Genomic DNA, 18,964 nt, shown 5'->3' with positions numbered 1-18,964 from the left:
AGCGGGGGGATCCGCCTGGAAGGGGGAGCATGCAGCGGCAAACCCTAAGGGGTCTGGTGTGTTTGCTGCAGGCCATCTGGCTGGACGATGGCACCGGTTGAAGGCACCGGCGCGGTGGAGTGATTTACGTCCGGCTGATACAGAGGTCGCCGGGGGAGGGGCTGCCCGGTGAGTAGGAATAGATGCTGCCGAGTAAAGCGGCGGCACCAAAATCGGGCAGATCATAGGGCGCTGTTCCCGGCAGTGGAGCTGAGAGAGTCGTATGTCCCGGGGCAAGGACACAAGCGGCGTCACCGGCAGACATCTCGGTGCACGACCCCGCCGGGTCACAGGACGACGAGGAGAAGGAACCCGCAGCCGCCGGATCATATGAAGCCACGCCTATGGACGTCCCCATGGCGTGGACGTGGCTGGCCGCCATGGCCTGCAGCTGCGTCGTCCCCCCTGGTCCTGCCATTGACATGGTGGGGCCCGGGGGCATGTCGTGGGCACCGCCCATAACGTGCATGCCGAAGATGCCGGCAATGACGGCCAGGGCCGCGGTCAGGAACCCTCCCCTCAGGAGGAAGGCCGTGAAAAGGCGACGATGCGCTGGAGTCACGACTCTTCCTCCTTTCCGTAGAGTTCTCTCACAACAAGGGTAAACCGGCAGGATGTTCCTGCCGGCCGGCTCCTTCTAGTTCAACGCGCGGGCCTGCATGTCCGTCTGCCGCTCCCGCTCAGCGACGTCGGCACCGGGATGGGCGGCTTTTCAGGTCGCCCGGGGGCACCTGCGGGTGGTGACGTTGCGGAAATGGCCCTCCTCGCCGGGAGGCACAATGCCCCGGCGCGAGCAGAAGGTGCCGGGGACATGCAGATTCTAGATGCCGGCGAAGGTGTACCCGGCCGCAGTCACAGCCTCCCGCATCACTGCCGCGTCGACCGTACCTTGCACCCGCAGGCGGGAGCGGCCGCCGGGGACGAGGTCAACGGAGGCAGATTCCACCCCATCAACGGCAGAGACAGCCTTCTCGACCGTCTGCACGCAGTGCCCGCAGGTCAAGCCGTCCACAGCGAATTCAACGGTAGTGGCACCGGCGGCTGCGGTGGGGGAAGGGGCGGCTTCGGTCGAGCAGCAGCTGCACCCCGATGCCGCGGCAAGCGGCAGCTGGGAACGGTTTTCGGTTCCACACATGTCAGTTTCCATTCCTTGACGAAGGACTAATGGGCGCTGGGATTGAACGGCTGTGAGAGCCGGGCGCAGGGGCCGGCCGGGACATACCACTTCACTGACAACAGCAGAAACTATACCGGGTGGGGGTATCAGGAAGAAAGTAAACGACCTGTGATCTGCATCTTATGTTATTCAAATGTGACAAGTGATGCGTGCGTGAAGTACGGTCGAAGCCGTGCCGGTTTCTCCGAATGCGGCACTCCCGAGCAGACTTGCCTAACTCTGCCGCTGCCCGGGATCCGTTCGCAACTTTCGTCCGGCAGAGACGGGGAAACCAACACTGGCCTGCTGTGGGCAGGCCTTGGGGTGAAGCCGTGCCTGGTTCCTTTGGTACCAGCCTCGGCCGGGTGTCTCCCATCCGAATCCGACAGCTAACCCCGCAGGCAGTGGGAGAGGCCCTTTCATGCCCATGCGCAAAGCTCACGGCCGTCACCGCGCGGTCCCTGTCCAGACCGGCACGCTTGCGGTGCTGTCCAAATCGGTCGCCGGAAACGCCGGTGCCGCCGGCCGGCAGGCGGCCGTTATCGCCGCGGCGTCCGGCCTTGTCCTGACCAGCGGCATTGCCGCCCAGGCAGCCGATGCCCCGGCCCAGCGTGAGGCGGAGCCGGTTCAGGCGATGGAAGTCGCCAGCCAGGTCCAGGCTCCGCTCAGTGCGGATGCAACGGTCCAGATTTCCTTCGAGCGTCCCGCGGTGGAGACCACCCCGGCTCCGGTCGTGGAAGCACCCAAGCCGGTCGCCGTCGAGGCGCCCAAGGCGTCCGCCGCACCCGCGGTGGCTGCAACGGCTGCGCCCGTGAAGGCGCAGGTGACGGTTGCCCCTGCTGCCGCCACTCCTGTAGCCGCGCCCGCGGCCAGCGGTATCAACGCCATCATGGTTTCCTCCGCCTACGCCCAAATCGGCATGATCCAGGACTGCACCCGGCTGGTCGAAAACGCACTCAACGCTGCCGGCATCCCTGTCGGGGACCTGGGCCCGATGCAGTTCATGAACTACGGCACCGTGGTCACCGACCCGCAGCCTGGTGACATGGTCATGCAGCCCGGCCACGTGGGAATCTACGTCGGCAACGGCCAGGTCCTCAGCTCGGGTCTGAACGGGAAGAACGAAACCGCCGTACACCCGCTGACCTGGATGACGTCCAAGGGCAGCGTCACGTTCGTCCGCGCCGGTAAGTAAGCCACTGAAGGCCGGTGATGCACTGCCTTGGGGGCTGTGCATCACCGGCCTTCAGCATCCCTGCCGCAATCGGGACTACACCCTCATTGCGGGCCGCCCGAAGCGGCGCAGCCGCAACGAGTTGGAAACCACCAAGACCTGGCTGGCGGCCATCGCGGCGCCTGCGATCACCGGGTTCAGCAGGCCCAGCGCGGCGACCGGGATGACCACGGCGTTGTAGAAGACCGCCCAGAACCGGTTGGTGTTAAGGGGGCGCCAGCGTCCGGGGGGACAGTCAATCGGTTGGGCGACCTGGCCAGATCACTCCCCCATCATCGCCGGATCCCCCGATCGCGATGTACGCCGCCACTATTGGGCAATGCGCAGCTGCTTGGGTCAAGCAGCCGCGAGTGGAATGAATAACGGATTTGTAACTTATGCGAACGATTCGCTACTCTAGAGAGGCATACCCCTGGCGGGTATGTGTTGACCGCTACGCCAAACCCCGCCGGCGGTCAATAACTATGAGCTTCTCAAGGCGGGGGCGGAGGATCCACTTACGGCGCCGGAGCGCGTCTTGGGGTGAAGCTACCTGGCGGCTGCGTTACCGCGCGTCCTCCAGCAGCCGGACAGTCCACTCGTCCGAATCCGACAGCTAACTTCGCCGGCGCCGAGAGGACCACAATCTTGTCTGCCCAGCCCAGACACGGCCGTCGCCGTGCCCTTCCTGCTACCAGGACACGCCGCCCCCTTTTGCGTGACGCTGCCATTCTGCTGCGCAGCCATCAGTGGGGCGTTACAGCTGCCGTCACGGGAATGATCGCCCTCACGGCCCTTTCGGCCGCGCAGGCCGACCCGGGTGGCCGAGCCGGAGCTCCGGACCGGGCCGCCGCGTCCGCAGTTCCTGCCGTTGAGGCTGCAGTTACCGCAGTGCCAACCGCCTCCCTGACCTTTGACAGCCCCGCGGTAACCTCCCAGCCGGCTCCTAAACCTGCGTCGCCCGTGGAGGCTGCCGGAACGGTTGCAGCATCGACTCCAGTAGCACCGGCGGCTGCGCTGGCCCCCACTGCACAGTCCCGCGGCCTGAGGGCACCACTGGCCGCCATGAACGTGAGCTCCCCCTTCGGATTCCGTGTCAGCCCCATCACCGGAGCTGCCGGCGAACTGCACATCGGCATCGACCTGACAGGAGCATGCTCGACCCCGGTGTTCGCTGCAGGCCCAGGGAAAGTCGTTGAGGCAGGCTGGAGCCCCTATGGCAGTGGCAACCGGATCGTTGTGGATCATGGCAACGGGATGAAGACCACTTACAACCACTTGGCCAGCATCGGTGTTTCGATTGGGCAACCAGTAACGCAGGGCCAACAGATTGCCGGCGTTGGTACGACCGGGGCGTCAACTGGTTGCCATCTGCATTTCGAAGTCCTGATTAACGGTGCGACCGTAAATCCCTCGGCCTACATATAAGGAGAGACCGGTTTCCGGCTTCAAGTCCGTCAGCTGTTCATGGTTGCGGAAACGTAGAGTGGCGCCGACAGGAAGCTTCCGATGACCGGACCTCCTCCGGCGCTTCAGCCGTACCGGTCCCGCGCCTGCCTCAGTGGATCCTCTCCTACCTTCTTCTGCCAGCCTGGAGGCCCAGAAACATGACGTCCGTTTTAACTGGACAGGTCGTCATGGCCACAGGCATTACCGGGGCACACGGCCGCAGCTCGACCCCGTCGTGTCCGTCCACGAACTTGCGTTCTGCCCCATGACCCGGATGACCCCAAAGGCGCCGCGACGTTTGTCCGCGCCGGTGAATAAACTGCTGAAGGCCGGTGATGCACTGCCTTTGGGGGTTGTGTATCACCGGCCTTCACCATCCCTGCCGCAGGCGGAAGGGGATTCACCTCATCGCGGCCCGTCCGAAGCGGCGCAATCGCAGCGAGTTGGTCACCACCAGGACCGAGCTGGCGGCCATCGCGGCCCCGGCGATCATCGGGTTCAGCAGGCCCAGCGCGGCGACCGGGATGCCCACGGCGTTGTAGAAGAAGGCCCAGAACAGGTTGGTCTTGATCGTGGCCAGCGTCTTTCGGGAGAGCTCGATGGCTTGCGCGACCTGCCCGAGGTCACTTCCCATGACCGTGAGGTCTGCTGCGGCGATCGCCACATCGGTCCCGCTGCCCATGGCGATGCCAAGGTCAGCCTGGGCCAGGGCGGCGGCGTCGTTGACGCCATCCCCTGCCATCGCCACGGTTCCGCCGGTCTCCTGCAGCCGGCGCACGGCCTCAACCTTGCCTTCTGGCAGGACCCCTGCCAGCACATCCGCGGCCGGGATGCCCACCTGCGCGGCAACGGCCAGCGCCGCGGCTGTGTTGTCGCCGGTCAGCAGGACCGGACGCAGTCCGAGCTCCTTGAACCTGCCGATCGCAGCCGCTGAGCCCGGCTTGATGGTGTCGGTGAGGCTGATCAGGCCGCCGGCCTCTCCGTTCACGCCGACCCAGATCACGGTCGCTCCGGAGTCCTCCAGCGCGTGCAGATGTTCCATGCTTTCTGCAGGGGTGTCGATGCCATTGTCCCGAAGCCAGCCGGCGCGTCCGACGACAATTGAGCGTCCGTTGACAGTGCCGCGCACGCCCCCGCCCGGGGCGCTGACGAAGTCGGCCACCGCCGCCAGGGGACCGTGTTCGCGTGCGGCCCGTGCAATGGCGTGGGCCACGGGGTGTTCGCTGGCCGCTTCGACCGCCCCGGCCAGGGCGAGCAGCTCGTCCCCGTCGGCCCCGGTCAGGCTCCGGACAGCGGAGACGGACAGTTTGCCGCTGGTGACGGTCCCGGTCTTGTCCAGCACGATGGTGTCCACGGTTCTGGTGTCTTCCAGGACCTGCGGGCCCTTGATCAGGATGCCCAGTTGCGCGCCGCGCCCGGTCCCGGTGAGCAGTGCCGTGGGAGTTGCCAGACCCAACGCACAGGGGCATGCAATCACCAGCACGGCTACTGCGGCGGTGAATGCCGGCTGCAGGTCCCCGGTGGCAATCAGCCATGCTGCAAAGGTCACCGCAGAGATGCCCAGGACGACCGGGACAAAGACCGCGCTGATCCGGTCGGCCAGCCGCGCGATCGCCGCCTTGCCGCTTTGGGCCTGGCTGACCAATTGTCCCATCTGGGCAAGGGTGGTTTCACTGCCGACCCGTGTGGCCTTGACCAGCAGCCGGCCGTTGGTGTTGATGGTCGCCCCGATCACGGTATCGTCCACACCGACCTCGACCGGCACCGGTTCGCCTGTGATCAGCGAGGTGTCCACCGCGCCCTGGCCCTCCACCACGAACCCGTCCGTGGGGATCTTTTCCCCGGGACGGACGATAAAGACGTCCCCCGGAACGAGCAAATCAACCGGGACCCGTGACTCGGTCCCGTCCCGGACCACGCTGGCTTCCTTGGCGCCGAGGTTCAGCAGTGCGCGCAGGGCGTTGCCGGCGCGCTGTTTTGCGTTGGCTTCCAGATAGCGGCCCAGCAGCAGGAACGTGGTCACCACGGCGGCGACTTCGAAGTAGAGTGCATGCGCGCGCATGTCCATGCCGGGGTGTGCTGTCATGATCGGATCGGCCAGAAGCTGCCAGGCCGAATACAGGAACGCGGCACTGACCCCGATGGATACCAGGGTGTCCATCGTGGAGGCCAGGTGCCGGGCATTGATGGCTGCCGCCCGGTGGAACGGCCACGCAGCCCACGTGACCACCGGCGCACTCAGAACAAGCGCAACCCATCCCCAGTGCGGGAACTGGGCGGCCGGGAGCATCGAGATGACCAGCACCGGCAAGGTCAGGAGCGCGGCCGTCAGGAGGCGGGGCCACAGGGCCGTTCCCGCCGCCGTCGGTGCAGCAGCCTGGTCATGAATGCCCGGCCCTGCCGGGGGCAGAGCCGGGTCATGAACCTGTTGTTTGTCCCGGGAAGGCGCCTGGGCCTTGAGCGAGGCGGTGTAGCCGGTGGCCGCCACCGTGTCGATGATCTGCTGGTCCGAAACAGCGTCAGGGACGATGACCCGAGCCGATTCCAGCGGCAGGTTCACCATGGCGTCAACGCCGTCAAGCTTGCCCAGTTTCCGCTCCACCCGGGCAACGCAGGAAGCACAGGTCATGCCTTGGATGTCGAGTTCAAGAATCCGGGTACCGGGAGCAACGGTTTCGATGCCCACGCCTAACCCCCGGCCACCACGGCGTAGCCGGCCTCAGCGACTGCCGCATGGATCCGGGCCGGGTCCAGTTCCCGCGCGGACGTTATCGTGGCCACGGATATGCCGTCCTTGTTCAGGGCAACGTCCACGTCAGCGACGCCCTCGAGCTCCTCCAGCTCCTCGGTCACCGATGCCACGCAGTGGCCGCAGTGCATTCCGGAAATGTTGACCCTTGTCTTCACGCTCATGACGTTCTCCTTCGTCGTTACCGCAGCAGGCGACCGATGGCGTCTGTTGCTTCTTTGACCTTTGCCTCGCCGGCCTTGTCCGAATCGGCTGCAGCGTTCACCACGCAGTGTCCTATGTGTTCTTCGAGCAGGCCCAGGCTGACCGCGTGCAGCGCCTTGTTTACCGCCGCGACCTGGGTCAGGATGTCGATGCAGTAGGCGTCTTCATCGACCATGCGGGCGATCCCGCGCACTTGGCCTTCAATGCGCTTCAAACGCCGCAGGTAAGCCTCCTTTTCATTGCTGTACCCGTAGCCGGCGGCATGGGCGGACTGTTGGCTGTCAAAATTTTGAATCATTGGGAATTCCCTTTCAGCGGCAACAAAAATATATACCCCTAGGGGGTATGTAGTCAAGGATCCGAGGGGTTACAGGCCGTTGCTTCAGGACCTCCGTGGTGCCGCAATTCAAGCGGGCTTGACTCGCTCGATGCCTTTATACCCGGATCGGCGGCAATTCATCATCAGCGAGAACGGGGCCGACGTGCCCGGGAGCCGACGCGACGCCCTTCTCGAACTAGCGACGCCGGACAAATTCCTCTCAAAGAACGTACCGTTGCTGATTTCACGCAGTTTCTGCGTATTATGCTCCGGGCGCTGACGATATGACGCACCCATCCCGCTCCCGCAGGTCGATGCCGTGTATGCCGGAACTTGACAGGCTGGTTGCTTAAGGCCACATAATTGGTAAGGTTACTGTCGATTTCCCACCTGGTGTGCTTGCGTGGATCGCAGCCTTCATCGGCGTTCGGCAGTAAAGAAACCGACGATAAGTCAGGGCAGAGGCAAACGAATCATGTCCATTCACGTTTGGGCTCCCGGCGGTAAGGCCAGAGGGAAAGTCGTGGCTGCGTCCTTGCTGCTCCTGATGGTTTTCGGCCTGGGTGTTGGAGCTTGTCCTCCTTCGTCCTTCACTTCGTTCCACGACGTTCAGGCCCCTGGGGGCGGGCAGCCAATGGAAAGTCCGACGCTTCGCACGGGTGTGGTGAGCCCCTTGGCGGATTCGGAAGCATTTTCCGTCCGGGCCGTCGCTTTCCCCGACATGTCAGCCCATTGCCTTCGGAGTGGGACACCTTCGCCCGCGCTGCCGGCACAGGAGCTTAGGGTTGAAGCCGCGATTGACGCGCCTGTCACGGCCGCGGCCGGGGCCTGTCCGGCAGGAAATGGCATGCAGCAACCGGTAGTCCTCGAGATGGGGCCATCGGCTCCTTCGTTGACTGCGTTGTCTATCAGCCGGACGTAAACCGCGCCCCTGCACGTGAAGGGTTACAAGACCTGGCGCCGGGCTGGATCGACGTTGCGTGGCGCCCTCTTTGGCATGACCGTTGCAGACTACCGCGACGGAACCCCAGGACAAGGAAGCAAAATCATGAAATTGAATGGAAAAATGCTGGCAGGCCTCAGTGCCATAGCCTTGGTGACGGCTCTGACCGGCGCCCAGGTCTCTACGGGTGCCAACAATGATGGGCCCGGCCGGGACGGCAACGCCCCCGTGGCCACCACCATCCCGACGACTCCCGGTGTCGACACGGATATGGGCGAGCTGCAAGGTGACACAAGAATTTTTCGGCTGACCGCGGTGGAGGTGACGCAGCAGATCGCGACGTTCCCGATCAAGACGGCAAAGGTCCTGGGCTGGAAGGCGACGGGAAGTGATGACATCAAGGCGTCAAGTCCCGGACCGACGCTGGTGTCCTACGAGGGCGAAAAAGTACAGTTCGTGGTCACCAACGATCTGGATCAACCAACCAGTCTGCACCCACACGGAACCCACGAACCAAACGCGGCCGACGGCGTGGCGGGCATCGATTTCGAGCCGGTAAAGCCCGGCACGACCCGCACGTACCCGGCCTACCAGCCCGGCCATGCCGGAACCTTCGCGTATCACACGCACACTAAAACAGCCGAACAGGAGCCGCGGGGCCTGGTCGGGCTTATCACCATCCTGCCAAAGACCACCCAGGCGAAGCAGAACCCCCAGATTGACATCGGGATGACCCTGCAGCAGTTCAATCCATCCTGGGACGACGGCAGGACCGTCAGTGAAGGTGCGCCGGCGGTGCCCAAACCAGACGAGCGTGGAATGTTTCCCTTCAGCACCATCAACGGTAAAACCGGGGATGCTGCCGGCGGCCCGATCAACATCAATCAGGGGGACCTGGTCCAAATACGCCTCTACAACGCATCCGGCATGGCCCATTCCATGCATCTTCATGGAATGGACATGACGTTGGTCGACATCAACGGTCATCCAACCCCACCCACCACCATCACCACCCAGGCGATCGAACCAGGAGAGTTCTTCACCGTGCAGTTCAGAGCGAACAACCCTGGCAACTGGGTCTTCCATTGCAGTTTCCCGGGTCACCAGGCCAATGCCAGCGAGTCCGGCTACCAAGGGGCGCCGGTTGGGATGCTCCGCATCTTCCACTACAGCGGCTCAGCCCCGGTACCAGCCGACTACTTCGGGTCACCGTCCTGACAGGTGCTCATGAGGCAGGACGGCCGCTGCCTTGAAGCGCAGCGACCGCCCTGCCTCCGCCCCGCAAAACGCCAGCAGATCCCGGATGCTGTAGTGCGGCAGAACGTTGGAAGTGACCGGGAAGCCGGGCAGGGGCTTCCACCCCCGTGGCACGGTTGCTCGGGAACTGCCCTGACAACCACGCGGTCCGCAACCTGTCCTGCCTTGGGACCGGCGCACCCGGTTTCGGCTTCTCCTGATGCTCAAAGCCCGGGATCGTTGTCATTGTTACCGGGCGCCGGGTTTTGGCCGTGTTCTGCCGCGTAGGCAGCAAATATGTCTTCCGTGGACCCGCGCGTAGTGAGGAACTTACCGCCGAGCGTCGCCGCGAGATGGTCCAGTGCTGCGGACAGTTGTTCCCCGGCCAGTCGCAGACATGGTTCATTCGAGGAAAGGACGACGTCACGGACCTGCACGGCGTATCCCAGCTGTTTGGCAAGAGATAGGTCCGGGTCCTCCTCCCGGAAATAGAATCCCTCCGTGTATTGGATGAAATCGACGTCCACCTTAGCTACCTCCGCTGCGATTGCGTCCAGTACCAGGGCTGCGGTTGGCACATCGGCCACCTGCATTCTGTCTGCAAAGCCGGCCACGGCAAGGCCCCGCAACTTGAGCGCCAGTGCCCGGCGGCGCGACAGCGGCGCATAAATCTGGGTGAACCACGTCAGCGCCGCGGTCAATAGCCCGAATCCGGTCAGTGCTTCCAGCGGAGTTAAGGCGCGTATAAAGGGGTCGCTGGGCACCACATCCCCGAATCCCAGCGTGGACAGGGTGACCGTGGAAAGATACAGGGCTTCTGCAAGGTCGTGATACTTCGACGGGTCTATACCCGGCGAGTAGGCGAATCCTGCCGGGATGTGCGGCCAATAAACCAGGGCCCATCCCAGGATTTGGAGGCCCACCCACGAAAGGACAACAAGCACCATGGCAGCCGGACCTACCATTGACCCGGCCTTGTGCCGCATGGCCCTGGAAGCCCGCCAAATGCCTGCGAGGACAAAACGGGTGAGTCGGCCCGTGCCGCTGGGATGAAGCAGCGTGTGGAAAATGTCCAGCAAGCCGAAAATAACGACCGCGATGCCCGCTATGCCCAGGAAGATCTGCAAGGACCGGCTCCTTTCTTCGCCAAACGGCGGGTCTGCCAAGACGCAAAACGATGTGGCAAAGTCGAATCCCGCCGGCCGCCGGCGGGTCTCCTCTGGTCAGGCGCGGCGCAGGAATTGCCCGCGGCCGGGGTACGGTAAGCATACTGAGGAATTTGAGCCTGTGCCGCTTCTGACATATCCCGGAAAGGACGCCATGCTGGCTTACCTGGACCTGGCATTCGCCTTCGCGCTGGCCGTCGCCGGTGTGGGTGGCCTGTACGCGCTGCACCAGCTCACTGCCGCAGCCGGCAACTCGTTGGTCAATAGGCCGTATACCAGCGGCTGGGTCCCTGAGCAGCATGCACTTTCGCGGTACCACGCCCGCTACTATCCCGCGACCCTGGTCTTCCTGGCGTTCGACGTCGAGATGCTCTTCATGTACCCGTGGGCGGTGGTGGTGCAGGGGCTTGGCGCTTCCGCGGTCATCGAGATGTTTGTGTTCCTGGGTGTGCTGATGGCCGGCGTTGTGTGGGCCTGGCGCGAAGGAGCGTTCAAGTGGGCGTGAGGGACGCCCTTGCCCGGGCCGCGGTAACGCGCTGCCATGTGTTCGTCGTGGAGGCGGCGGACGGATCAAGCGCCCGGATGGCCGTGGAGGAGGACATTACGCTCAGGGGGTGGGTGGAGGCACTGTCGCCCGGCGACGCCGACATCCTGTGTGTGTGCGGCGACGTCCCCGCCGGTGAGGCAGAGGCCGTGGAACGCCTCTGGAACCAGCTGCCGGGCCCCAGGAGCCGGACCCGGGTGGGCCGCCCGGAGGACGTCCGGGCGTTGCTGGACGGCTGCGTCGGAGCGTTGACCGACGTCGATCATCAGGGGCGAACAGAGCGGGACCGGACCAGCGAACAGGGCCAGGACGACGGCGGGATGGACTCCCACGCGGACGTGGATGAGGGCGGGATGGACTCCTCCTGCGGGGACGTGGACCACGGGGACATGGACGACGGCGGGATGGGCCACGAAGGCATGGACCACGGGGACATGGACCATAGCGGGATGGACATGCCGATGCCGGGCGGGATTCCGTTGGCCGGCGAAGGTAAGGACCGGGACGGTCTTGACCTGGATGTCCTGAAGGTGCCGCTGGGCCCCTACCTCCCACACTGGCCGGCCGGACTTGTCCTGCACTGTGAACTGCAGGGGGACGTTGTCTTCGCCGCAACTGCGGAGTATGCCTTCGACCCGTCCGCAGCTGGCAGTGACGCCGGCCCAGCTGGCCGGGAACGCGCCGTCGTCATCCACCGCACGGACCTCGCGGCGCGGCTCCTGACATTGGCCGGGGCAGCCGGGGACGCGGCCGGGATCAGGGCTGTCCGTGACGCCGTCCGGGCTGGGGCGGGCATGGAGGAATGCCTGCGGCGGCTCGATGCCGTCGCCTCCAGGCTGCGCCGGAACTGGCTGCTGCGTCGGACGCTGCAAGGGGTGGGCCGCATTCCGCATGGGACCGCAGGGGACTCAGCCGGAACGGATGCGTGGGACCGGCTGCTCCGCATGGTCGACGCCGCCGCAGGTGCATCGCCGGCGGGTTTGGACCCTTCGGACACCCTGCCTGGCTTGGTCGGTGGGCAGGAGCTGTCCGTGGTGCGCCTCATTGTCGCCAGCCTTGACCTCTCGCCCACCCCTGTACCGGCGATGGAAGGGGACATGGCATGAGCGCCGGTGCCGTGGAGCAGCTGCCGTACTGGGGCCCGCTGGCAGCCCTTGCGGCCCTCGTCGTGGTTGCGTTGTCCGGGGCCGTGGCCGATGGTGTGCTGTCGGCCCGTGCCGGGGGCGCCCGGAGGGGCGCCCTGGCTCCGATCGCCGAAGGGGCGAGGCTGCTGCGCCAGCGCAGGCGCACCACCGTGGCGGCAGACGCCGTGCTCCGCCAGGTGGGCGTCATGGGACTCATGGTGGCCGCCGCGCTGAAGGTTGCCGTGCTGCCGGTGGGCACGTGGGTGGTGTCCGACCTCGACGTGGGACTGGTCTGGTTCAATACGATGGACGTCCTGGTGTGGGCCTTCGTCTGGCTGGCCGGCTGGGGTACCAACAGCGTGTATCCGCTGGTGGGCGGGTACCGTTTCCTGGCCCTCGCGCTGGCGTATGAGCTGCCGCTGATGTTCGCGCTGACAGCCCCGGCGATAGCTGCAGGCAGCCTGCGGATGGGGGACATTGTCGCTGCGCAGGACGGCCTGTGGTTCGTGGTGTGGATGCCCTTGGCCTTCCTGGTATTTGTCGCCGCCGTCCTGGCGTTTTCGCTGCAGCGGCCCTTTACCGCCCCCATTTCTGCCGACCTCGGGGGAGGGGTCCTGGCGGAGCTGTCAGGCATGGACCGGCTCCTCCTGCTGGCTGGCAGGTACGCGCTGCTCGCCGCGGGCTCCGGCTTCGCCGTTGCCCTTTTCCTGGGCGGCGGTTCCGGCCCCTGGTTCCCGGCCTGGTTCTGGTTCCTGGCCAAAACGGTTGCCCTGCTCTGGCTGCTCGTGGCCGTCCGCCAGCGGGTCCCGCAGCTGCGGCCCGAACAACTGATGGCACCGGCGTGGGTAGTGGGCCTTCCCCTGGTCCTGGTGCAGCTCCTCATTGTTTCCATCGTTACCATCACCGGAAGGGGCAGTTGATGCTCGAAACGGTTGTCTTCGCCGCCCTTTCCCTGCTTGCGGTGGCCTCGGGCGTGGCGGTTTTCCGCACGGACTCGATGGCGCGCGCCAGCTATGCCCTGGCCGTGTCCTTCGCAGCGGTCGGCATCATCCTGCTGCAGCTCAAGCTCGAGTACATCGGCGTCATCACCGTCCTGATGATGGTCATGGAAATGGCGATCATGGCCATCTTCATGATCATGTTCATGGGCATGAATCCGGCCCTGATGCCCATGGACATGGTCCACAGCAAAAAGGTCGCTACCTCTGCCGCGGTGGGGTTGTTCCTGCTCCTGGCCGCGGGCATCCTCTTCGCTGACTGGCCGCAGGCCCGGACGCAGCCGGCAGGGAACCTTACGGCATCGCTCGGTGAGGCCATCATGGGCTCCAAAATGCTGGTGATGCTGGTGGTCAGCCCGGTGCTCTTCGCCACCCTGGTCTCGGCCCTGGTCCTGGCGAATCCGCGCGGCCGGTACGCCGCCTACCCCACCCTGCCCCCGGAGTGCAAGGGCGGCGACGGCGACGCCCACCACGGCCGCCGCGGGAATCATGAGGATGACGGCGGCCAGGACGACAACAGCGGCCACGAGGGCCACCACGCCGGTCATGAAAAAGTTACTGGTCATGAAGGCCATCATGGGGATGGTGGTCACCAATGAGCCTTGAGCTGGTGTTGCTGACGGCGGCCGCGCTGTTTTGCGTGGGCCTGTACGGTGCCATGTCCCAACAGGTGGTGGTCATGGTGATGATGGGCCTTGAGCTGATGCTCAACGGGGTCATCCTCGCGGCCGCCGGCTTCTGGTGGTTCCTGGCCCCGGCGCCGGACGGCCAGGTGCTGTTGCTGGTGGTGATCGCCGCGATGACCGTGGAAATGGCCATGGGCTTTGCCGTCGCCATCCTGCTGCACCGCTCGCGCGGCACGGACATGACAGACATGGCATCGGACCTTGCCGGATGAGTTGGTTGCTGATCCTGCTGATCGGGATTCCGGCCGGCGCCGGGACCGCACTGGCCGTCGCCGGACGGAAGGCGGACCGGGTGGCGCCCTTGGTGTCCGTCGCCATTTCGGTGCTGGTGCTGGTTGCTGCCTCGGCTGCGGCAGCGCTGCGGCCGGCTCTGTGGGTCCGCTTCCTGGCCGGGGCGGGCTTCGGCCTGGACGTTGACGACCTCAGTGCGCTGCTGCTTCCAGCGGTTGCCGCGGTGGCGTTCCTGGTGCTGGTTTACGCAGCAGCAGCGGACATCGCCGGGCCGGCCCGGTTCCACGGTCTGATGCTGGTGTTCATTGCCGCGGTCCTGGTGACGTTGACCGCCACCACACTGCCCGCACTGCTCTTCGCCTGGGAGGTCATGGGGGCCGCCTCCTACGCCCTGATCGGGTTCCATTGGCGGCAGTCCCACCGCGTGTCGTCCGGGCTGACCGCCTTCATTGCCACCCGCACCGCGGACCTGGGCCTGTACCTTGCCGCAGGAGCGGCGATGGCGGGGGCCGGAATGTCCGGCGCCGGAGCGTCCGGTGGCGGCATGTCGCTGGCAGGGCTCGACGGCCTTCCCGGCCCCTGGCGTGACGTTGCCGCCGGCGGAATCCTGGTGGCGGCCCTGGGCAAGGCCGCGCAGTTGCCCTTCAGTTTCTGGCTGTCCCGTGCCATGGACGGACCGAGCGCCGTCAGCGCGCTGCTGCACTCTGCGGCGATGGTGGCTATGGGAGGTTACCTGCTCCTTCGGGTCCAGCCGCTGCTCGCGGCATCGGGATGGGCCGCCGACGCCGCAGCATGGGCAGGGGCAGCCACCGCCGTGGTGCTGGGGCTGATTGCGGTGGGCCAGGAGGACCTGAAGCAGCTGCTGGCGGCCTCCACGTCGGCGCAGCTGGGCTTGGTGACCATGGCCGCAGGCGTGGGCGACGCTGCGGGAGGTGCGGCCCACCTGATGGCACACGCGGCCACCAAGAGTGCCCTGTTCCTGGCGGCCGGCGCGTGGCTCGCGGCGCTGGGAACTAAAAGGCTGGCGGATCTGCGGGGAGCGGGGAGGCGCTGGCCACTGTTGGGCGCCTCCTTCACCCTTGCCGTGCTGGCGCTGGCGGGAATCCCGCCGCTGTCCCTGTGGGCCACCAAGGACAATGTCCTGACCGCCGCACGCGAGCACTCCCTGCCGCTCTACCTCGCAGGCCTGGCAGGGGCCGTACTTGCTGCCGCCTACGCCGCGAAGGCTGCCGCATTGATCTGGAAGCCCGTGCTCCCCGGGACCTCTGCCGGGTATGACTCGGAGGAGAAGGGAAGCCGGACCGTCGCCCGCTGGCAACAGGTGCCCGTCACGCTGCTCGCCGTGGCAGCTGCCCTTTCCGGCCTTCTGGTGCTGGGGACGGTGGGGGACGTGGTGCGCGGAATGCTCGGCAGCGGGGCACGGTCTTCGCTGCCGGAACTCGCGCTGTCCGGCCTGCTGGCCCTGGCCGTGCTGATCACCGTGTGGAAGTTCGGCGGTTCCCTCCCGTCCATTCCGGGCGCCCTGTCCTGGCTGCAAATGGAGCGAGCGGCCCACTTCCTGCTGGTCCGCCCTGTCCTTGCCACCGCCACCCACCTGGCCCGCTTCGACGACGCCATCCTGGCCCGCGCTGCGGGCGGTTCGGCGGAACTGACCCGCCGGAGCGCGCATGGCCTCAACGCGGTTGACACCGCCCTGGACTCCGCGACCGACGCGATGGCCGGTGCCACTGCAGGCGCGGCTGGCCGTTCAGCCATTACGGACGAGGCGATTGACGGGGCTGTCAGCACCCTTGCCCGCAGCGTCCGCGCGGCCGGGAGGGCCGCCCGCCGGCCGCAAAGCGGGCAACTGCACCATTACTACGCCCAAGCCGCCATAGTCATCATCGTGGCGGCCGTCCTACTCATCGTCGTGAGGTGACCTTGCTCAGTCTTGCCATCCTTTTCCCCCTGGCCGCGGCAGCGGTAATCCTTGCGTCCGGCGGGCGAGGCGGCGTGTCCCGCGCCGTGTTCCTGGGCGCGGCCGCGTTGGAAGTACTGCTGGCGGCAGTCATGTGGGCGGGGTACCGCGACCCGGGGCCGGGCCGCCTGGCCTATGAAGAACAGCTGCGCTGGATACCCAACGTCGGAAGCACCTACCACGTGGGGACAGACGGGCTGTCACTGCCCCTGATCAGCCTCACCGCCGTCATCTTCCTCGCCTGCGCAGTCTACGACTGGGGCGCACGGGACCGGCCGGGGCCACGCGCCGCCCTGTTCCTTTTCCTGGAGGCAACCAGCGTGGGCCTGTTCGCCGCCCAGGACCTCATACTGTTCTTCCTGTTCTTTGACCTGTCGATCGTCGGCATGTACTTCATCATCGCCGGCTGGGGCCACGGGGACCGGGCCCGGTCCGCGCTGAAATTCTTCCTGTACACCTTCCTGGGATCGCTGGCGCTGCTGCTGGGCTTCGTCGGGCTGTACCTGGCTTCCGCCCCCCACACGTTCGACATCCCCGAACTGCTGCGTGCCCAACCGCTGCGTGGCAACCCGGCCGGCCTGTGGGTGCTGGCCGCCGTCGTCGTCGGCCTGGCCATCAAAACCCCGACGGTGCCCTTCCACACCTGGCTGCCGCCGGCCCACACGGATGCGCCGTCCACCGGTTCGGCGGTCCTGGCCGGCATCCTGCTGAAAATGGGCACCTACGGCTTCGTCCGGATCGCGATGCCTCTGCTCCCGGACGCCTGGCGGGCATGGACTCCCGTGCTGATCGCCGTCGGGGTGGTGTCGGTCCTCTACGGCGCCCTGGTTGCCCTCGCCCAGAGCGACCTTAAACGCATGATCGCCTACACCTCCGTGAACCACATGGGTTACATCATCCTGGCCCTGGCCGCGGCGGGTGCCGGCGGAGGCCAGGCGGCCAGGGAAACCGCGGTGACCGGAGCCGTCACCCAGATGGTCAGCCACGGCCTGATTACCGGGGCCCTCTTCCTGCTGGCCGGTGTCCTCCATAGCCGCGCGGGAACCTATGACATGGGTGCCTTCGGCGGTTTGGCAGCCCCTGCACCCCGTTACGCGGCATTCTTTGCCGTGGCCGCCTTTGCCTCGCTGGGCCTGCCCGGGTTCAGCGGCTTCATCGCCGAGTTCCAGATCTTTGCCGGCAGCATCGGCGCCGCCCCGCTGACGGCCCTGGCGCTGCCCGGCATCCTGATCACCGCCGCGCTCTTCCTGCGGGCGCTGCAGCGCGTGTTCACCGGCGAAACCCGGGGAAAGTCACCGTCGGTGACAGACCTCCGACCGGCCGAGGCCCTATCCTCGGGCGGACTGCTGGTGCTTTCGGTGCTGGTGGGACTCGTCCCGGTTCCCCTGCTGGACGTCATTGCCCCGGCTGCGGCCTCGCTGGTCAGCCTCCTGGGAGGGTAGCCGCCTGTGGAGTCCATGAATCCGGGGACCGACGCTCTGGTGCTGCTGCCGGAAATCCTGATGCTGGCAGGGGCGATCGCGGCTTTGCTGGCGGGCTCCTTCCTGCCCAGGGAGCGGCAGTGGGTCAGCCGGGCCATTGGGCTGGCTGCCCTGGTGGCCACTGTTGCCGCGTCCGGCGCCGGTGCCGCCGCCTATTCCGGCAGCTACATCGTTGACGCCGTCAGCAGCGGGGGGCGGCTGGTGGTTGCGGTCTCTGCGTTGCTGGTCATTCTGCTGGGCACGGACGAACTCCGCGGCAGTGAGCGCGAAAGCGAAACGTACAGCCTGATCCTGCTGGCTTCCCTTGGCGCCATGGTGCTCGCGGGCGCCGCCGACCTCCTGGTGCTCATAGCGGGGTTCCTCCTGGCCAGCATCCCGCTGTACGCCCTGATCGGTCTTGGCCGGACCCCGTCCGGTGGGGAGGCTGCCCTGAAGACCTATCTGCAGGGTGTCTTCTTCGGAATCCTGCTGATGCTGGGGGTCACGGTGCTCTACGCCACGGCCGGGACCACGTCCTACCCCGGCCTGGCCGCCGGGCTGGAACCCGCTTCGACCGCCGTCGTCGGAGTGGGACTGGTGGGTGTCCTGGCCGGCCTGATGTTCAAGGCGGGGGCGGTCCCGGGGCACTTCTGGGTTCCGGATGCCGCGGAGGGGGCCGGGACCGCGGCCGCCGCGTTCGCCACCACCGTTCCCAAAATCGGCGGCATCCTTGCGGCTTACCGCCTGCTGGAGCACATGCCCCAAACGGTGGCCTGGCCGCTTCTGGTCGCATTGCTGTCCGCGTTCACCATGACCCTGGGTAACCTGGCTGCTTTTGCACAGCAGAACCCCCGGCGCCTGCTGGGCTGGTCCACTGTCAGCCAGTCCGGGTATCTGCTGATGCCGCTCGCCGTGGCCGGGGCCGTGCCGCTGGCCCTTCCCGCCGTCCTGGTCTACCTGGCCGGTTACGCAGCCAGCAACCTGGCGGCCTTCGCAGTCATCGCGGCCTACCCTCACCGGAACGTCCTCACCGGCTATGAAGGCTTCGCCGCCGCGCGTCCAGGGCAGGCGACGGCGCTGGTCGTGGCCCTGCTCAGCCTGGTGGGGACACCGCCCACCGCAGTCTTCCTCGGAAAACTGACGGTGTTCACTGCAGCGTGGGACGGCGGCTTCTGGTGGCTGACCGTCGTCGCCGCAGCCAACACGGTGGCAAGCCTCTTCTACTACCTGCGGTGGCTTGCCCCGGCCTTCCGTGCCGCATCTCCGGACTCCCCGGGGGCGGGGGACTTCAACCACCGGCCGTGGGCAGCCGGGGTTGCCCTTGCCGGGGCCGTCCTGATCCTGGCCGCCGGCATCGGCGGCGGCCTGGTCTGGGCAGGCCTCGCTTGACGGGCCGGACCTTCGTTGACCAAAGCTATCCGTGGCTGTGGGCGCCGTGCCGGGACGCAAAGAAGCGGCAGACAGTACGCTGGGTACCCCCGGGACCGGTC

17 protein-coding genes, 1 pseudogene and 2 riboswitches are annotated in these 18,964 nt (G+C 66.3%); of the genes and pseudogenes, 11 read left to right on the top strand and 7 right to left on the bottom strand.

Going from position 1 to position 18,964, the window contains the following annotated elements; genetic code table 11:
* Window positions 1-124 precede the first annotated feature (124 nt).
* Both NIBR502771_RS16550 and NIBR502771_RS16545 read right to left on the bottom strand, forming a co-directional pair.
* Window positions 125-601: a hypothetical protein gene (locus NIBR502771_RS16550; RefSeq protein ID WP_141160702.1), complete on the bottom strand. Its 477-nt coding sequence runs from the start codon at window positions 599-601 to the stop codon at window positions 125-127.
* Window positions 602-859: 258 nt separating this feature from the next.
* Complete coding sequence (locus NIBR502771_RS16545; protein ID WP_141160701.1) at window positions 860-1,174, bottom strand: heavy-metal-associated domain-containing protein; 315 nt, start codon at window positions 1,172-1,174, stop codon at window positions 860-862.
* A 242-nt stretch (window positions 1,175-1,416) separates the two neighbouring features.
* A riboswitch (cyclic di-AMP (ydaO/yuaA leader) is annotated at window positions 1,417-1,613 on the top strand.
* Between the two features lie 3 nt (window positions 1,614-1,616).
* Here NIBR502771_RS16545 and NIBR502771_RS16540 point away from each other — a divergent pair.
* On the top strand, window positions 1,617-2,390 hold the full coding sequence (locus NIBR502771_RS16540) for an NlpC/P60 family protein (RefSeq protein ID WP_141160700.1): 774 nt from the start codon (window positions 1,617-1,619) through the stop codon (window positions 2,388-2,390).
* A gap of 75 nt (window positions 2,391-2,465) precedes the next feature.
* Here NIBR502771_RS16540 and NIBR502771_RS21280 read toward each other — a convergent pair.
* Window positions 2,466-2,684: pseudogene (locus tag NIBR502771_RS21280) on the bottom strand (hypothetical protein); the annotation flags it as partial.
* Between the two features lie 171 nt (window positions 2,685-2,855).
* Window positions 2,856-3,051, top strand: a riboswitch (cyclic di-AMP (ydaO/yuaA leader).
* A 422-nt stretch (window positions 3,052-3,473) separates the two neighbouring features.
* On the opposite strand from NIBR502771_RS21280, the gene NIBR502771_RS21020 reads away from it, so the two are divergent.
* Complete coding sequence (locus NIBR502771_RS21020) at window positions 3,474-3,836, top strand: M23 family metallopeptidase (protein WP_246839709.1); 363 nt, start codon at window positions 3,474-3,476, stop codon at window positions 3,834-3,836.
* Window positions 3,837-4,257: 421 nt separating this feature from the next.
* On the opposite strand, the gene NIBR502771_RS16530 is transcribed toward NIBR502771_RS21020, so the two are convergent.
* Genes NIBR502771_RS16530 through NIBR502771_RS16520 form a run of 3 tightly spaced genes read right to left on the bottom strand, consistent with a single transcriptional unit; the run spans window position 4,258 to window position 7,108 of the window.
* Window positions 4,258-6,486, bottom strand: a complete 2,229-nt coding sequence (locus NIBR502771_RS16530) for a cation-translocating P-type ATPase (protein ID WP_141161606.1) — start codon at window positions 6,484-6,486, stop codon at window positions 4,258-4,260.
* 59 nt (window positions 6,487-6,545) lie between these two features.
* Window positions 6,546-6,770 (bottom strand): heavy-metal-associated domain-containing protein, encoded by a 225-nt coding sequence (locus NIBR502771_RS16525; protein WP_141160699.1) that lies wholly within the window; start codon window positions 6,768-6,770, stop codon window positions 6,546-6,548.
* 17 nt (window positions 6,771-6,787) lie between these two features.
* On the bottom strand, window positions 6,788-7,108 hold the full coding sequence (locus tag NIBR502771_RS16520; protein WP_141160698.1) for a metal-sensitive transcriptional regulator: 321 nt from the start codon (window positions 7,106-7,108) through the stop codon (window positions 6,788-6,790).
* Window positions 7,109-8,177: 1,069 nt separating this feature from the next.
* Between NIBR502771_RS16520 and NIBR502771_RS16515 the strand changes: the two genes are divergently transcribed.
* On the top strand, window positions 8,178-9,290 hold the full coding sequence (locus tag NIBR502771_RS16515) for a multicopper oxidase family protein (RefSeq protein WP_168225755.1): 1,113 nt from the start codon (window positions 8,178-8,180) through the stop codon (window positions 9,288-9,290).
* Between the two features lie 242 nt (window positions 9,291-9,532).
* Here NIBR502771_RS16515 and NIBR502771_RS16510 read toward each other — a convergent pair whose 3' ends face one another.
* Window positions 9,533-10,435 carry a potassium channel family protein gene (locus NIBR502771_RS16510; protein ID WP_141160696.1) on the bottom strand — a complete coding sequence of 301 codons (903 nt, stop codon included), beginning with the start codon at window positions 10,433-10,435 and terminating at the stop codon, window positions 9,533-9,535.
* 160 nt (window positions 10,436-10,595) lie between these two features.
* Between NIBR502771_RS16510 and NIBR502771_RS16505 the strand changes: the two genes are divergently transcribed.
* Genes NIBR502771_RS16505 through NIBR502771_RS16470 form a run of 8 tightly spaced genes read left to right on the top strand, consistent with a single transcriptional unit; the run spans window position 10,596 to window position 18,863 of the window.
* The gene (locus NIBR502771_RS16505; RefSeq protein WP_246839708.1) at window positions 10,596-10,979 is read left to right on the top strand and encodes an NADH-quinone oxidoreductase subunit A; all 384 of its coding nucleotides are present in this window, start codon (window positions 10,596-10,598) and stop codon (window positions 10,977-10,979) included.
* Window positions 10,970-12,124 (top strand): hypothetical protein, encoded by a 1,155-nt coding sequence (locus NIBR502771_RS16500; RefSeq protein ID WP_141160695.1) that lies wholly within the window; start codon window positions 10,970-10,972, stop codon window positions 12,122-12,124. The genes NIBR502771_RS16505 and NIBR502771_RS16500 overlap by 10 nt, the downstream gene beginning before the upstream one ends.
* Entirely contained in the window at window positions 12,121-13,062 is a 942-nt protein-coding gene (locus NIBR502771_RS16495; RefSeq protein WP_141160694.1) for a complex I subunit 1 family protein, read from the top strand. The genes NIBR502771_RS16500 and NIBR502771_RS16495 overlap by 4 nt, the downstream gene beginning before the upstream one ends.
* Entirely contained in the window at window positions 13,062-13,739 is a 678-nt protein-coding gene (locus tag NIBR502771_RS16490; protein WP_141160693.1) for an NADH-quinone oxidoreductase subunit J, read from the top strand. Before NIBR502771_RS16495 ends, NIBR502771_RS16490 begins: the two co-directional genes overlap by 1 nt.
* On the top strand, window positions 13,736-14,038 hold the full coding sequence (locus NIBR502771_RS16485; protein ID WP_141160692.1) for an NADH-quinone oxidoreductase subunit K: 303 nt from the start codon (window positions 13,736-13,738) through the stop codon (window positions 14,036-14,038). The genes NIBR502771_RS16490 and NIBR502771_RS16485 overlap by 4 nt, the downstream gene beginning before the upstream one ends.
* Window positions 14,035-15,975, top strand: coding sequence for a proton-conducting transporter membrane subunit (locus NIBR502771_RS16480; protein ID WP_141160691.1), 1,941 nt, complete (start codon window positions 14,035-14,037; stop codon window positions 15,973-15,975). The genes NIBR502771_RS16485 and NIBR502771_RS16480 overlap by 4 nt, the downstream gene beginning before the upstream one ends.
* Window positions 15,972-17,456, top strand: coding sequence for a NuoM family protein (locus NIBR502771_RS16475; protein ID WP_246839707.1), 1,485 nt, complete (start codon window positions 15,972-15,974; stop codon window positions 17,454-17,456). Before NIBR502771_RS16480 ends, NIBR502771_RS16475 begins: the two co-directional genes overlap by 4 nt.
* A 15-nt stretch (window positions 17,457-17,471) precedes the next feature.
* On the top strand, window positions 17,472-18,863 hold the full coding sequence (locus NIBR502771_RS16470) for an NADH-quinone oxidoreductase subunit N (protein WP_141161603.1): 1,392 nt from the start codon (window positions 17,472-17,474) through the stop codon (window positions 18,861-18,863).
* Window positions 18,864-18,964: the final 101 nt, after the last annotated feature.

Source organism: Pseudarthrobacter sp. NIBRBAC000502771 (genome assembly GCF_006517215.1).
Classification (GTDB): Bacteria; Actinomycetota; Actinomycetes; order Actinomycetales; family Micrococcaceae; genus Arthrobacter; species Arthrobacter niigatensis.
This window is presented reverse-complemented; position numbering and strand designations above follow the sequence as displayed.

Bases quoted from the DNA above. Each gene is read 5' to 3' on its own strand.
- NIBR502771_RS16545 (WP_141160701.1), bottom strand. From the start codon at position 1,174: ATGTGTGGAACCGAAAACCGTTCCCAGCTGCCGCTTGCCGCGGCATCG.
- NIBR502771_RS16540 (WP_141160700.1), top strand. From the start codon at position 1,617: ATGCCCATGCGCAAAGCTCACGGCCGTCACCGCGCGGTCCCTGTCCAG.
- NIBR502771_RS21020 (WP_246839709.1), top strand. From the start codon at position 3,474: ATGAACGTGAGCTCCCCCTTCGGATTCCGTGTCAGCCCCATCACCGGA.
- NIBR502771_RS16530 (WP_141161606.1), bottom strand. From the start codon at position 6,486: ATGACCTGTGCTTCCTGCGTTGCCCGGGTGGAGCGGAAACTGGGCAAG.
- NIBR502771_RS16525 (WP_141160699.1), bottom strand. From the start codon at position 6,770: ATGAGCGTGAAGACAAGGGTCAACATTTCCGGAATGCACTGCGGCCAC.
- NIBR502771_RS16520 (WP_141160698.1), bottom strand. From the start codon at position 7,108: ATGATTCAAAATTTTGACAGCCAACAGTCCGCCCATGCCGCCGGCTAC.
- NIBR502771_RS16515 (WP_168225755.1), top strand. From the start codon at position 8,178: ATGAAATTGAATGGAAAAATGCTGGCAGGCCTCAGTGCCATAGCCTTG.
- NIBR502771_RS16495 (WP_141160694.1), top strand. From the start codon at position 12,121: ATGAGCGCCGGTGCCGTGGAGCAGCTGCCGTACTGGGGCCCGCTGGCA.
- NIBR502771_RS16490 (WP_141160693.1), top strand. From the start codon at position 13,062: ATGCTCGAAACGGTTGTCTTCGCCGCCCTTTCCCTGCTTGCGGTGGCC.
- NIBR502771_RS16485 (WP_141160692.1), top strand. From the start codon at position 13,736: ATGAGCCTTGAGCTGGTGTTGCTGACGGCGGCCGCGCTGTTTTGCGTG.
- NIBR502771_RS16480 (WP_141160691.1), top strand. From the start codon at position 14,035: ATGAGTTGGTTGCTGATCCTGCTGATCGGGATTCCGGCCGGCGCCGGG.
- NIBR502771_RS16470 (WP_141161603.1), top strand. From the start codon at position 17,472: ATGAATCCGGGGACCGACGCTCTGGTGCTGCTGCCGGAAATCCTGATG.